This is a genomic window from Paraburkholderia sp. BL17N1, from assembly GCF_003634175.1.
Classification (GTDB): domain Bacteria; phylum Pseudomonadota; class Gammaproteobacteria; order Burkholderiales; family Burkholderiaceae; genus Paraburkholderia.
Map to the genome: position 1 here is coordinate 3040067 of NZ_RBIW01000001.1, position 13806 is coordinate 3053872.

Below are 13806 nucleotides of genomic sequence, written 5' to 3' on the forward strand. Positions count from 1 at the left end.
AAACAGCACGCCGCCTGCCATCAACCGTCGATCAAACCAGACCTGCCATCAGGTCGGCGAGCGCATCAACCGCGCCTTTTCACGCTCCCAATCGCGCTTCTTCTCAGTCTCGCGCTTGTCGTGCTGCTTCTTACCCTTGGCAAGACCGATCTCGCATTTGACGCGGCCGCCCTTGTAGTGAAAATTCAGCGGCACGAGCGTGTAGCCGCGCTGCTCGACCTTGCCGATCAGTTTGCTGATCTCTTCGCTGTGCAACAGCAGCTTGCGCGTGCGTACCGGATCGGGATTGATATGGGTCGAGGCTTCGGGCAGCGGGCTGATGTGCGTGCCGATCAGGAACAGTTCGTTATTCTTGATAACGACGTACCCTTCCTTGATCTGGCCGCGCCCGGCGCGCAGCGCCTTGACCTCCCATCCTTCGAGCACGAGCCCTGCTTCATAGCGTTCTTCGACCGAGTAGTCGTAGAAGGCTTTTCTGTTGTCGATAATGCTCATGAATGGAAAGTGCCCAACTCGTTTAAAATCACGATTTTAGCAAAGCGGGGCAAGGAAAGCCCGCTGCGCTCGTCCACCCTTGCCACGCGCTGTTCAATTTATGGCAGATGTCCAGAAAACCGTGTTGATCCGCCATTCGGCGGAACAGATGTTCGACCTCGTCACCGACGTCGCCGATTACCCCAACTTCCTGCCGTGGTGCGGGGGAGTCGAAATCCGCCGCCGGGACGAAACCGGCATGGAGGCGAAGATCGATATCAACTTCAAGGGCATCAAGCAGCATTTCGCCACGCGTAACAGCATGGAGCGGCCCACGCGCATCGATATGGAGTTCGCGGACGGCCCGTTTCGCAAGTTCACGGGCTTCTGGCGTTTTACGCCATTGCGCGCCGATGCCTGCAAGATCGAATTCGCGTTGCACTACGAATTCACCAATATCATTCTCGAGAAAATCATTGGCCCGGTGTTCAACCACATCGCCAACACCTTCGTCGAATCGTTCGTGAAGCGCGCCGATCAGCGCTACGGTAAGGCATGAGCGGGCGCTTGTCGATTGAAGTCTGCTACGCGTCGCCGGGCGAGCAGGCATTGATTGCCATTGAGCTGCCCGCAGGCGCCACGCTGCAGCAGGCGCTGGACGCGAGCGGCATCTTGCGGCGGTTCCCGCAGATCGATCTGGGTACGCAGAAAGTGGGCGTGTTCGGCAAGCTCAAGCCGCTCGACGCGGTGCTGGCCGACCATGACAGGGTGGAGATTTACCGGCCGCTGCTGGTCGATCCCAAGGTGTCGCGTCAGCGGCGCGTCGAGAAGACCCGCAAGGCGGGCTCGATCGAAGGGCGTCGCTGGCAGAACAAGGATTCGCGGTAAGCGGATCTCGCGTGGGCGCAGAAGGGCGAGGACGCCCTGCGCCTCAAGGCGCCGACGCCTGCGGCTTGTCCTTGATCCGGGCAACCCCGGACGTATCGTCGTCCGCATGCTGGCGCACCGACCAGCACACGCCGGCCACCAGCAGCAAAATCGCCGCCAGTTCGAGCGGGCGCGGCAATCGCTGGTCATAAATGAACGCGTAAAGCAGCGCGAAAAGCGTTTCGAACACGATCATCTGGCCTGAGAGCGTCAGCGGCAGCCGTTTCGATGCGGCATTCCACAGCCCGTTGCCGAGCCACGACGCGCCGATCGCGAGCCCCAGATTGAGCATCCAGAAGGTGTGCCAGCGCCCGTCGGCCAGTTCGCCATGCGGGCCGCCCGCCGGCAGCACGGCGATGACGAGCCACAGCGCGGCGCCGAGCGCGCCCGTCACCACGCCCCACAAGACTGACCACTCGTTGCCGCTGAAATGCGTCTGGCGCTGCAGATAGCGGGCGTTTTCGACCGCGAACCACGTCCAGCATCCCAATGCGCCGACCGCGCAGGCCAGCCCGATCAGCTTGGTGATGACGCTGACCGGCGTGCTGTCCGCTACCGTAAATACATCGATATTGATGCAGGCGATGCCCGCCATCACCATCGCGAGCGGCCAGGCGAGGCGCGCGAGCGGCACGGCGCCGTGATCGCGCCGGCCCAGCAGCGTCACCGTGACGGGCAGCACGCCGACGATCAGCGACGCCGGCGCGATGCCGATCAGGTGCACGGCCGCCGTCAGCAGCAGGTAATAGAGGAGGTTGCCGGCCAAGGCCAGCTTTACCAGCGCGCCGAGATCCTCGCGGGTCAGGCGTTTGACGAGCGAGCGCGCCATGGGCAGTGCGGCCGCCACGGAGACGATGCCGTACATCGTGTAGCGGCCCGCGCTCAGAAGCAGCGGCGAAAAGTCCGGCAGCACGCGCGGCACCAGAAAAACCATGCCCCATAAGGCCCCGGCCATTACTCCATATGCCACACCGCGCTGCATCGACTGCCCCTGCAAAAAAACTGAACTGGTCGGCAGAATAGCCGGTTGGCGGCCCGGGCGTCTTGTTCGATCCTGCAATTCGAGCCCGCCGGCACCCCGTTGCGCCCGAACGCGCAAACGAAACCCGATCGAACCCGAGGCGAACAGCCAAGCGAAATCCAGCGGCCCGATGGCATGAAAAAAAATCGCCCGAATTCGCTAAGCTGCTGTTCGTGCAGTGAAAACCAGGGAGGTATCGCGTATAATTCGCTTTTGCGCCTATAGGATTTGCCATGCGTCTGATCCAAACAGCACTCACGTTCGATGACGTGCTCCTCGTCCCGGCTTTTTCCGATGTTCTGCCGCGCGACACCAGCCTCAAGACCCGGCTGACCCGCAACATTTCCCTGAATATGCCGCTCGTGTCCGCCGCCATGGACACCGTCACCGAAGCACGCCTCGCCATTGCGATGGCGCAAATGGGTGGCGTGGGCATCATCCACAAGAATCTCACCGCGGCCGAGCAGGCGCGTGAAGTGGCCAAGGTCAAGCGTTTCGAATCGGGCGTGGTGCGCGATCCGATCACGGTGCCGCCGCAAATGAAAGTGCGCGACGTGATCGCATTGTCGCAGCAGCATGGCATTTCGGGCTTCCCGGTCGTCGAAGGCGCGCAACTCATCGGTATCGTGACGAACCGCGACCTGCGTTTCGAAGAGCGTCTGGACGAGCCGGTGCGCAACATCATGACGCCGCGCGAGCGCCTCGTCACCGTCAAGGAAGGCACGCCGCTCGCCGAAGCCAAGGCGCTGATGCACAGCCATCGCCTCGAGCGCGTGCTGGTCATCAACGACGCATTCGAACTGCGCGGCCTGATGACCGTCAAGGACATCACCAAGCAGACCGAACACCCGGACGCGTGTAAAGACGAACACGGCAAGCTGCGTGCAGGCGCGGCGGTCGGTGTGGGCGCAGATAACGAAGAGCGCGTCGAACTGCTGGTGCAGGCGGGCGTCGATGTGATCGTCGTCGATACCGCGCACGGCCACAGCCAGGGCGTGCTCGAGCGCGTCAAGTGGGTCAAGCAGAACTTTCCGCACGTCGAAGTGATCGGCGGCAACATCGCTACCGCGGCGGCCGCCAAGGCGCTCGTCGAATACGGCGCGGACGGCGTGAAGGTCGGTATCGGCCCGGGCTCGATCTGCACGACTCGGATCGTCGCCGGCGTGGGCGTGCCGCAGGTCACCGCGATCTCCAACGTGTCCGAAGCGCTGAAGGGCACGGGCGTGCCGGTCATCGCCGACGGCGGCGTGCGCTTCTCGGGCGACGTCAGCAAGGCGCTCGCCGCCGGCGCGAATGCCGTGATGATGGGCAGCATGTTCGCCGGCACTGAAGAAGCGCCGGGCGACGTGTTCCTGTATCAGGGCCGCCAGTACAAGTCTTACCGTGGCATGGGCTCGGTCGGCGCGATGAAGGACGGCGCCGCGGACCGCTACTTTCAGGACAACTCCGCGAACATCGACAAGCTGGTGCCGGAAGGTATCGAAGGCCGCGTCGCCTACAAGGGCTCGGTCAACGCGATTCTGTTCCAGCTGATCGGCGGCGTGCGCGCCAGCATGGGCTACTGCGGCTGCCGCACCATCACGGAGATGAACGACAAGGCCGAGTTCGTGCAGATCACGGGCGCGGGCCTGCGCGAGTCGCATGTGCATGACGTGCAAATCACCAAGGAAGCGCCCAACTACCACGTGGACTAAACGCCAATGAAGCCATTGCTGCGCGCTGTACTCATCCTCGATGCCTTGTTGCTGCTTGCGTTCGGCCTGCTGTTTCTGCTGACGCCGTGGACTTCGCTGTACAACGCGCTGCTTCTGGTGCAAACCCAGCCGGCTCTGGTCGGCCAGGGGTTTGGCGTGGCGCTGGTCGGGCTGGCATGGCTGGCCTTTCACGCGTCGATCGACGGCGCGCTTACCACCACCGTCGCCAAGGTGGTCGGGCACGTGAACTGGTTGACCGGCGTGCTGATGCTGATCTGGCTGCTCGGTCTGCATACGCCGGCGCTGACCGGTTTCGGGCAGATCGTCGCGGTGTTGACGGGCGTGGTGCTGCTGGTGATCGGTCTGGGCGGCGTGCGTCTGGCGGGCGCGGTGCGGCGGCGTGAAAGAGTGCGGCTGGCTGAAGCCGCCGCTGCCGAGCGCGCCGAGAAGCAGGCTGCCAAAGACGCCGCGAAAGACGCGGCCAACCGGCGCGAGCCGGGCCGCGTCACGGCGGGCTTTCCGGTCTATCACGCCGAGCCGGTCGTGGAGCCTGTCGTGCCGGTTACGCGGCCTGTCAGTGCCACGAGTCCGGTTGCAGGGGCGCCGCTTCATCCGGTCGTCGACGAAGCCGGTCTGACGCCCTCCGAACGCGCAGCGCGGGCTGAAGCCGCCGCCGCGCGCGACGAAGCGCGCAATGGCGCCGCTGACGCGCCTGGCGCGCCCCGGCCGCCGTTTCATGGGTGACGCGCTGCGCGCTACGCCATCCGCTGAAGCACCCGGATTTCGTTTGCGTGCGCCGTGGGCAAGCACCTGCGACGCGGCCCGCGCCAACCCGCTGCATCGTTACGTTTCATGCTCGATCGTTCCCACGTGGACCGCTTTGAATTCAACGCCGCGCATCGCGCGCGGCATTCCGTATCCGCTCACTTTTGACTCCGTCCGCTGCCATGCATGACAAGATCCTGATCCTCGACTTCGGTTCGCAAGTCACCCAACTGATTGCACGTCGCGTTCGCGAGGCCAACGTGTATTCGGAAATTCATCCCTACGACGTCGATGCATCGTTCATTCGCGACTTCGCGCCGAAGGGCGTGATCCTGTCCGGCGGCCCGAGCTCGGTCACCGAAACGGATACGCCGCGCGTGCCGCAAGCCGTGTTCGAACTCGGCGTGCCGGTGCTCGGAATCTGCTACGGCATGCAGGCCATGGCCGAGCAGCTGGGTGGCAAGGTCGATATCGGCCACCTGCGTGAGTTCGGTTATGCCGAAGTCCGCGCGCGCAATCACACGAGCCTGCTCGAAGGCATCAGCGACTTCACCACGCCGGAAGGTCACGGCATGCTGAAGGTGTGGATGAGCCACGGCGACAAGGTGCTGGAAATGCCGCCGGGCTTCGCGCTGATGGCGTCGACGGAATCGTGTCCGATTGCGGCCATGGCCGACGAAAAGCGCCATTTCTACGGCCTGCAGTGGCATCCGGAAGTCACGCACACCGTGCAGGGCCGCGCCATGCTCGAACGCTTCGTGCTGCAGATTTGCGGCGCGCGGCCCGACTGGGAAATGGGCAACTATATCGACGAAGCCGTCGCGAAGATTCGCGAGCAGGTCGGCAACGAGCACGTGATTCTGGGGCTCTCGGGCGGCGTGGATTCGTCGGTGGCCGCGGCGCTGTTGCATCGCGCGATCGGCGATCAGCTGACCTGTGTGTTCGTCGATCACGGCCTGTTGCGTTTGAACGAAGCCGAACAGGTGATGGCGACCTTCGCCGATCACCTGGGCGTGAAGGTGATTCATGTGGACGCCAGCGATGTGTTCCTGCGCAAGCTGGCCGGTGTGACCGATCCGGAGGCGAAGCGCAAGATCATCGGCGCGGAATTCGTCGAAGTCTTCCAGGCTGAAGCCGGACGACTGACCGATGCGAAATGGCTGGCTCAGGGCACGATCTATCCGGACGTGATCGAATCGGCCGGCAAGGGCAAGAAGGGCGCGCAGACCATCAAGAGCCACCACAACGTGGGCGGCCTGCCTGAGACGCTGAATCTGAAGCTGCTCGAACCGCTGCGCGAACTGTTCAAGGACGAAGTGCGCGAACTCGGCGTCAAGCTCGGTTTGCCGCCGGCCATGGTGTATCGCCATCCGTTCCCGGGCCCGGGCCTGGGCGTGCGGATTCTCGGCGAAGTGAAGCGCGATTTCGCGGACCTGCTGCGCCGCGCGGACGCGATTTTCATCGAGACGCTGCGTACCTTCATCGACAAGGAAACCGGCAAGTCCTGGTACGATCTGACGAGCCAGGCGTTCGCGGTGTTTCTGCCGGTGAAGAGCGTCGGCGTGATGGGCGACGGGCGTACGTACGAGTACGTCGTTGCGCTGCGTGCCGTGCAGACGCTGGACTTCATGACGGCGCATTGGGCGCATCTGCCGCATGAGCTGCTGGGGCATGTGTCGAACCGGATCATCAATGAAGTCCGCGGGATTAACCGGGTGGTGTATGACATCTCGGGGAAGCCGCCGGCGACGATTGAGTGGGAATAATTTAGACTGCTCCCAAGTCGTCCCGGGAGGTCCGGTTTTCTATGTTTTTCCGTTTAAAAACATGAGGTTATTGTCCGGTGTGGTCTACTGTGATCCGGGCGATGCCAAATGGAAATGTCGGTATCGGTGACGGTACCGACATTTCTTCCTCGGACGGCCTTGTCCGATACCGTCAAATCAGTCTGACGGTATCGGTTGACGGTATACGTTCGAGGAGTCCCTATGCTCACAGACATGCAGTTGCGAGCGCTAAAGCCGGCTCAGAAGATTTACAAGGTTGCCGATCAGCGTGGACTATATGCGGCAGTGACGCCTTCAGGCGCAGTGAGCTTCCGATACGACTACCGGGTGAACGGTCGCCGGGAAACGCTGGTTATCGGCCGGTACGATCCATCACTTTCCGCACGGAAGCCACGCAAGCCAGACGAACTCGGATTCGGAATGGCTATTAGCCTCCCGGAAGCCCGGCTTCTACGCGACCATGCGTACGGCACAATCCAACGCGGCGAAAGCCCGTCACGTGCGAAAGTCGAGAAAAGGGTCGAGGCGACCGAGGCGCTGACGTTTGGTAAGTGGGCGGAGAAATACTTTGTGGAGACCACTCTTGCCGACTCCACACGAGCAATGCGCAAATCGGTGTACGAGCGGAATCTCGCGTCGGAATTTGGCCGGCTGAAGTTGGAAGAAATCACGCCCGCACGATTGATGGCGCGCTGTGAGAAGATCAAAGAGAGGGGCGCTGCGGCCCCTGCCGTGCAGTCGCGCGACATCGTTCTGCAGGTTTACCGTTTCGTGCAGGCGCGGGGACTAAAGGTAGACAATCCTGCGGAGGCCATCCGCCCGTCTGCGATCGCCAGCTTCAAGCCGCGAGATCGGACACTGTCGCCTGCCGAAATCCATGTGTTTTTCAGCGCACTGGAACAGACGCCGACGATGCCTACGCTGCGCCTCGCTATCAGATTCATGCTGCTCACGCTGGTGCGCAAGTCCGAGTTCATTCTGGCGATGTGGGGTGAGATAGATTTCGACGCCGCAGTCTGGACAATTCCGAAGGAACGGATGAAGGCCGGTCGCCCCCATATTGTCTATCTGAGCCAACAGGCTCTGGACATTCTGGTCGCATTCAAGACGTGCTTCGGAGCGAGTTCGTACGTGCATCCCGGCCGCTATGAGACGGCCTCCCCAATAAGTATGGCGACTCTGAACCGCGTTATTGACAGCGCGGTCAAGCTGATACGCGACGGCGGGACAGATTTTGATCCTTTCACTGTTGATTTGCACTGAATCCTGACCCACGATTTGCATTGAATTCTGACCCACCCGTTGGAGCAGCTTGCGGGTTATTCGGTGGGTATCTGGGTCTTCTTTCTCTCCTTCTTTGGTTGCGTCGTGCTGTTTCTGAAACGATAGCTATCGTTGCCTGTTTCTACAATGTGGCAGTGGTGCGTGAGCCGGTCGAGCAGCGCCGTCGTCATCTTTGCGTCGCCAAACACACTGGCCCATTCGGCGAAGCTCAGATTGGTGGTGATGATGATGCTGGTTCGTTCGTAGAGCTTGCTGAGCAGGTGGAACAGCAGCGCACCGCCGGTCTGGCTGAATGGCAGATAGCCGAGTTCATCCAGCACCACGAGGTCGGCATACACAAGTCGTGTTGCGAGCTGTCCGGGCTTGCCCACGAGCTTCTCCTGCTCAAGGGCATTGACCAGTTCGATGGTGGAGAAGAAGCGCACGCGGCGGCGATGATGCTCAAGCGCCTGCACTCCGATCGCGGTTGCCAGATGGGTCTTTCCAGTGCCCGGCCCACCCACCAGAACGATGTTGTGCGCCGAGTCGATGAACTCACACTCGTACAACTGACGCACCAGCGCTTCGTTGGCGTCGCTGCAGCTGAAATCGAAGCCGCCGATGTCGCGATACGCCGGGAAGCGTGCCGCCTTCATCTGGTACGCGAGCGAGCGCACTTCGCGCTCTGCGATTTCCGCCTTGAGCAACCCGGCAAGCACCAGCGAAGCTGACTTGTAGGCCGGCGAGTCCTGCGCGGCGAGCTCGCCTAACGCCTGTGCCATACCGTGCAGCTTGAGGGACTTGAGCATCTGCATCATGACGTCAGGCTGCATGATCGTCCTCCCGATTCCTCAGGCGGTCGTAGCGGCCCACGTTGGCCTGTGGCTCAACCTTCAGTGCGAAGGCCTGTGGCGTCTGCAGCGGCGGCACAGGCGGGCTGTCGAGCAGCCGGCTCAGGATGTTCAGCACCGTCTGCTTGTTCGGTGCGCCGGCCTCAAAGGCCAGCTCGACTGCAGTGAGCACCATCTGTTCATCGTGCAGCAGGACCAGCGCCAGAATCTCGACCATCTCCCGGTCGCCGCCGGGGCGCTTCATCAGCACGCCCTGCAGCTTGCGGAAGCCAGCTGGAAACTCGGCGAAGGGTGCACCGTTGCGAAGCGCTCCCGGTTTGCGCTGCAGGACTGCCAGGTAGTGACGCCAGTCGTAAATGGTTTCGCCGTGGTCATGGCTGCGGTTGATACAGCGCTCGTGCTCGGCAATCACCTGGCCTTCGGCGACGAACACGAGTCTGGCTGCGTAGACGCGCAGACTGATGGGCCGGTTGGCGAACGACGCCGGCACGCTGTAGCGGTTGCGCTCGAAGTTCACAAGGCAGGTCGGCGAGACGCGTTTGGTGTGTTCAACGAAACCATCGAACGGCTGGCCCACCGGCATCAGATGGGGACGCTCGGCGGACCACGCATCCCAGATCGTCGTGTCCTGCTCGGGGTGCCGCGTCTGCTGCCAGAGCAGCACGCACTGATCGGCCAGCCAGTCGTTCAACGCCGCCAGCGAGCCAAACGTCGGCACCTTCTGCCAGAGCCGGTGGCGACTGTCCTGGACGTTCTTCTCGATCTGCCCCTTCTCCCAGCCGGAGGCGACGTTGCAGAACTCGGCGTCAAACAGGTAGTGGCTTACCATCGCGCTGAACCGCGCGTTGACCTCGCGGACCTTGCCGGGGCGCACCCTGTCGACGGCGGTCTTCATGTTGTCGTAGATGCCGCGGCGCGGAATGCCGCCCCACGCTACGAACGCATGATGGTGCGCGTCGAACAGCATCTCGTGGGTCTGTAGTAGATAAGCCCTCAGGAAGAAGGCACGGCTGTGGCTGAGCTTGAGTTGCGCGACCTGCAGCTTGGTACGCTCGCCGTTGATGACGGCCCAGTCCTCGCTCCAGTCGAACTGGAACGCTTCGCCAGCGGCAAACCGGAGGGGAACGAACGTCCCGCGCCCGGTCGTATTTGCCTGCTCGTGCTGCTCCTGTCGCCAGCGCCGGGCAAACGCCGCAACACGGTCATAGGAGCCAGTAAAGCCCAGCACGCAGAGGTCCGCGTGAATCTGCTTGAGGGTTCTACGCTGTTTGCGGGGCCGCGTCGCCTCGGTCTTCAACCACCCAGCAAGCTTCGCAGCAAACCCGTCGAGCTTGCTGGGGCTGTGGCGTTCGGGATAGGCGGGCAGTACGGTGCCGGCCCGTATGTAACGCCTGACCGTGTTTCTGGACACGCCCAGCCGTTTGGCAATCTCGCGCAACGAGACATGATCGCGAAAGTGCCAGCGTCGGATGATGCTCAATATAGCCACGTCGATCACTCCGTTTCCCCTGCCCGTTGCCGAGCAGGTCAGTGTTCTACGTGGGTCAATATTCGATGCAAATTACTGCGCAGGCTGGGTCAGGATTCGGTGCAAATCAACACGTCCGGAACTGACGAGCGCGAAGATCGTCGTCTCGGGCGGCCGCGGTCTGGGCAGCAGCGAGAACTACACGCAGGTGCTCGAGCCTTTGGCCGACAGGCTGAATGCGGCGCTCGGCGCATCGCGCGCCGCGGTGGACGCGGGCTTCGTGCCGAACGACTATCAGGTCGGGCAGACCGGCAAGATCGTCGCGCCGCAGCTGTACGTGGCGGTCGGCATCTCGGGTGCGATCCAGCACCTTGCCGGTATGAAGGACTCGAAGGTCATCGTCGCGATCAATAAGGACGAAGAAGCACCGATCTTCAGCGTGGCGGACTACGGCCTCGTCGGCGATCTGTTCACGGTTGTGCCAGAGCTAGTTGGGGCAATGGCATAAATGTAGGTAGTAGAAGTCGGATCGGCCGTCCGTACCGCGGTGGGCAAAGCCGGCGGCTCTCTCACGAAGCTCGCCGCGCCCGATCTGGGTGCGGTGGTCATCAAGGCGGCGCTGGAGCGCGCGGACATGAAGCCCGAGCAGGCGAGCGAAGTGATCACGGGTCAGGCGTTGACCGCTGGTTCGGGCCAGTACATCGTGCGTCAGGCTTCCGTAAGGGCAGGCCTGCGCGGCTCGGTGCCGGCCATGACATCAAGAAGGTCTGCGGCTCAGGTCTGAAGGCCGTGATGCACGCGGCGAACGCTATCATCGTATCGTCGCGGGCGACGCGGAGATCGTCGTCGCCGGCGGACTGGAAATATCGACTACGATCGCAAAATAGTCCGATCGGAACGGCAGCCCCTGCATGTCCGGCCCCTGCAAAATCACGACATATGCCGATATCTGCGGTTCCATCGGCAATGCACCGGACAATGTCGGTACTCGCCCCTCAGGAACCACGCTGATCTTCTCGTTCGATTTCAGGAACGACGCAATTTGATCGGGAGCCAACTCGGCAACGGAAGAAACGTTGACGCATACACGGACGAGCCCCCGCAAGCCCGTCGAAAACTCGCTCGGATCCGGTTGCAGGGCATCCAAGCCGTGCATCAGGTGACGCGCGTGGCGCAGGAGAATTTCGCCGGCTGGCGTCGGGATGACCCGGTGAGCCCGACGCAGCAACAACGTGGTCCCGAGCGCATGCTCCATGTCGGCAAGGCGTCTGCTTATCGCTGCGGCGGCCATCACTACCCGCGTGCTCGCCCGCGCGATGCCGCCGTCCTTTCAGGTGGCAATGAAGATCTTCGCGTTGTTGGATCGGTTGCCACATATCTTGCATCTCCTATCAGAAAACACTGAAGACGATTGATGCCGAGGTCCCGCTATACGCAAAAGCTTTGCCTGTCGGACCTCATGTTAGCAACGGCACTGTCGCGGTTCGAGTGGGATCAGCTGACGGGACCGACCGCGGACTTTGCTGCGAAGCCTCACGCAGCACCGAATGCTGGAGAGGGCGGTGTTCGCCCCGGGTTGCTACGTGAGGCTGAACTCAATTGACACGCTGCGACGGACGCCAGTGCATTTCCCCTCATTCAAGGGTGCGTCAGGGGACGTATTTCCAGGCGTGGACCGGCGCGACCCCAAACTGGCCACCAGTTAGCCGTTGGCACGCATCCTGTCTGTCGGGATACTGAATTCGATCTCGATGGCGAAATCGCCCACTCCCTTTGCGAGGACGAATCGAGGTAGGGAAGTGGCTGGGGATTGCCTGCCGCGCGCCGAAGGACGTGCGGGGAACGGCGCAAGCATCTCCAGTGTGACTATCCATGGAAAGGTCCCGGTGGCGAAGTTCTTCGCGAAAATCCTGAGTTACCCGATGCGAGACTCCGCAATATTTCGTCCGGGTCGAGCTTTTCGTGACGAAGAGGCCATCGTATTCACTCGCCGGTTTGAAAGCGATGCGTAAGTCCGTCGATTGCCTGGCGTTCGCCAGGCAGCAACACTGCGAGCAGCCTGTTTATATACGAGTCGTATCGTGTCGATAATTCGGGTTTTTCCTACGGATAGGAGCGTGATATTCAGGGGTAATCCACTTGTTATGCAAGAGGCAAAGGCATATTATGAGTCTTATCGTATCGATATTGGCGTGAGAAACTGCAGGTGGTCCGCTAGTTGAAGCCGACCGCACGCAGAACCTGACGAACGTTCGAATCCGTCCGGGCTGCGGATGGCCGGAGCGTCGTATTCGCTGGCAACGTTATGGCGTTTGGGCGTGTGAGAGCCTCGTAGGGCTCGCGCGGCGCTCAGTCTGTGTCGAAAGGCTGGTTATCTGACGAGCGGTATGTATCGATCCGATATTGTGCAATCCAAACTAAGTCGCGCACGCGGCAAATAAATCAAGGAGACAGTCATGGATCGGAGGTGCGTTGTCGGGACGGCGACCGCAGTAGCGTCGAGTTTTCTGCTTGCGGTATCGGCTCATGCGCAAGGCAGCGTCACGCTGTATGGTATTGCGGACACTGGCGTCCTCTATCTGAGCAAGACGCTGAATATGGCAACCGGGGGTGACGGCGGCAAATTTGTGGGTTTCCAGAACGGCGGGGTTGCACCAGCCATATTCGGCCTGACGGGTACGGAGGATCTCGGCGGTGGGCTCAAGGCGATATTCAAGCTCGAGAGCGGCATTGGCTTCTCCAACGGCGGATTTAACAACGGCAATGGCAACCTGTTCGGCCGCGAGGCCTACGTCGGGCTGAAGGGCAGCTTCGGCGAGGTCAAGGCAGGCCTGCAGTTTTCGCCATTTTTTCTGTCTGCCTGGGCGCTCGATCCGCGTGTCTTTTCGGAGTTCGGCAGCATCCTGGCCATTTATTCCAACAACGTCAGCGTGACGGGCTCGTTCAGCTCGAATGCGATCTCCTATACGAGCCCGGAACTGTACGGTCTCCAGGCGAGCGCGATGTACTCGTTCGGCGGCGTAGCCGGAAACTTCCAGTCGGGCCGTCAGTATTCCGCACGTCTTAAGTACGAGTTGGGCGGCTTGACGCTCGACGCTGCCTTTTTCGACAGCAACGCCGGCGGGTCGGTGGTCACCGTTCCCCCCGGCAATGTGCCATTTGTGGGACGGGTGATCGGCGCGGCCTACAAGTTCGGTCCCGTCACCGCAAAGGCTTCTTTCGAAAGTTTCAAGGTCCAGGGCGGCGCGACCAACAACGTGTACGGCGGTGGCGTCGATTACTTCGCGTTGCCTCAACTGGACCTCAATGCCGGTGTCTGGTACGTCAGCGATCGCAACGACTCATCAAGCCACTCGCTGATGGGTGCCATGGGCGCGACCTATTTCCTGTCGAAACGCACGGGCGTGTATGCGCAAGTCGGCGTGGTGAACAATCACGGGAAGGCGAACCTGGGCCTGACGCCCGGGGTCGGGACGACGTCGCTCTTTGCGCCTGCGGGAACCACCACCGGAGCCACGATCGGGATCATGCACATGTTCTGATCGCGCTCGTCAAT

10 protein-coding genes and 4 pseudogenes are annotated in these 13806 nt (G+C 61.8%); 9 read left to right on the forward strand and 5 right to left on the reverse strand.

All coding sequences use genetic code 11. The features are described from left to right. Window positions 1–48 precede the first annotated feature (48 nt). Window positions 49–495, reverse strand: coding sequence for an SsrA-binding protein SmpB (gene smpB, locus B0G82_RS13695; RefSeq protein ID WP_012433428.1), 447 nt, complete (start codon window positions 493–495; stop codon window positions 49–51). Window positions 496–595: 100 nt separating this feature from the next. Between smpB and B0G82_RS13705 the strand changes: the two genes are divergently transcribed. Next, window positions 596–1033, forward strand: coding sequence for a type II toxin-antitoxin system RatA family toxin (locus tag B0G82_RS13705; RefSeq protein WP_012433427.1), 438 nt, complete (start codon window positions 596–598; stop codon window positions 1031–1033). Then, window positions 1030–1362: an RnfH family protein gene (locus B0G82_RS13710; RefSeq protein WP_121307640.1), complete on the forward strand. Its 333-nt coding sequence runs from the start codon at window positions 1030–1032 to the stop codon at window positions 1360–1362. The genes B0G82_RS13705 and B0G82_RS13710 overlap by 4 nt, the downstream gene beginning before the upstream one ends. Window positions 1363–1405: 43 nt before the next feature. Here the strand turns inward: B0G82_RS13710 and B0G82_RS13715 are convergent, their stop codons facing one another. Continuing rightward, entirely contained in the window at window positions 1406–2383 is a 978-nt protein-coding gene (locus B0G82_RS13715) for a DMT family transporter (protein ID WP_121307641.1), read from the reverse strand. Window positions 2384–2655: 272 nt separating this feature from the next. On the opposite strand from B0G82_RS13715, the gene guaB reads away from it, so the two are divergent. From guaB to B0G82_RS13740, 4 genes and pseudogenes are all read left to right on the forward strand, one after another. Next, window positions 2656–4116, forward strand: coding sequence for an IMP dehydrogenase (gene guaB, locus B0G82_RS13720; protein ID WP_106279664.1), 1461 nt, complete (start codon window positions 2656–2658; stop codon window positions 4114–4116). Window positions 4117–4122: 6 nt separating this feature from the next. Further along, window positions 4123–4860, forward strand: a complete 738-nt coding sequence (locus B0G82_RS13725; protein WP_121307642.1) for a hypothetical protein — start codon at window positions 4123–4125, stop codon at window positions 4858–4860. Between the two features lie 203 nt (window positions 4861–5063). Beyond that, on the forward strand, window positions 5064–6647 hold the full coding sequence (guaA, locus tag B0G82_RS13735) for a glutamine-hydrolyzing GMP synthase (RefSeq protein ID WP_106279670.1): 1584 nt from the start codon (window positions 5064–5066) through the stop codon (window positions 6645–6647). 222 nt (window positions 6648–6869) lie between these two features. Then, window positions 6870–7919, forward strand: a pseudogene (locus B0G82_RS13740) (integrase arm-type DNA-binding domain-containing protein); the annotation flags it as partial. Between the two features lie 68 nt (window positions 7920–7987). Here the strand turns inward: B0G82_RS13740 and istB are convergent. Next, window positions 7988–8764 (reverse strand): IS21-like element helper ATPase IstB, encoded by a 777-nt coding sequence (istB, locus tag B0G82_RS13745; RefSeq protein WP_121306549.1) that lies wholly within the window; start codon window positions 8762–8764, stop codon window positions 7988–7990. Beyond that, window positions 8754–10280 (reverse strand): IS21 family transposase, encoded by a 1527-nt coding sequence (gene istA, locus B0G82_RS13750; RefSeq protein WP_121306548.1) that lies wholly within the window; start codon window positions 10278–10280, stop codon window positions 8754–8756. Before istA ends, istB begins: the two co-directional genes overlap by 11 nt. Window positions 10281–10383: 103 nt before the next feature. On the opposite strand from istA, the pseudogene B0G82_RS13755 reads away from it, so the two are divergent. Next, window positions 10384–10758 (forward strand): annotated as a pseudogene (locus tag B0G82_RS13755) (FAD-binding protein); the annotation flags it as partial. 39 nt (window positions 10759–10797) lie between these two features. Continuing rightward, window positions 10798–11107: pseudogene (locus B0G82_RS13760) on the forward strand (acetyl-CoA C-acetyltransferase); the annotation flags it as partial. Window positions 11108–11445: 338 nt separating this feature from the next. On the opposite strand, the pseudogene B0G82_RS41070 reads toward B0G82_RS13760, so the two are convergent. Continuing rightward, window positions 11446–11568 (reverse strand): annotated as a pseudogene (locus B0G82_RS41070) (LysR family transcriptional regulator); the annotation flags it as partial. A gap of 1138 nt (window positions 11569–12706) precedes the next feature. Here B0G82_RS41070 and B0G82_RS13770 point away from each other — a divergent pair. Next, a complete protein-coding gene (locus B0G82_RS13770) occupies window positions 12707–13792 on the forward strand; it encodes a porin (RefSeq protein ID WP_121307644.1) in 1086 nt (361 codons plus the stop codon). The last annotated feature ends 14 nt before the right edge of the window (window positions 13793–13806 follow it).

Coding starts and splice junctions, on each gene's coding strand:
- smpB (WP_012433428.1), bottom strand. CDS start 495: ATGAGCATTATCGACAACAGAAAAGCCTTCTACGACTACTCGGTCGAA.
- B0G82_RS13705 (WP_012433427.1), top strand. CDS start 596: ATGGCAGATGTCCAGAAAACCGTGTTGATCCGCCATTCGGCGGAACAG.
- B0G82_RS13710 (WP_121307640.1), top strand. CDS start 1,030: ATGAGCGGGCGCTTGTCGATTGAAGTCTGCTACGCGTCGCCGGGCGAG.
- B0G82_RS13715 (WP_121307641.1), bottom strand. CDS start 2,383: ATGCAGCGCGGTGTGGCATATGGAGTAATGGCCGGGGCCTTATGGGGC.
- guaB (WP_106279664.1), top strand. CDS start 2,656: ATGCGTCTGATCCAAACAGCACTCACGTTCGATGACGTGCTCCTCGTC.
- B0G82_RS13725 (WP_121307642.1), top strand. CDS start 4,123: ATGAAGCCATTGCTGCGCGCTGTACTCATCCTCGATGCCTTGTTGCTG.
- guaA (WP_106279670.1), top strand. CDS start 5,064: ATGCATGACAAGATCCTGATCCTCGACTTCGGTTCGCAAGTCACCCAA.
- istB (WP_121306549.1), bottom strand. CDS start 8,764: ATGCAGCCTGACGTCATGATGCAGATGCTCAAGTCCCTCAAGCTGCAC.
- B0G82_RS13770 (WP_121307644.1), top strand. CDS start 12,707: ATGGATCGGAGGTGCGTTGTCGGGACGGCGACCGCAGTAGCGTCGAGT.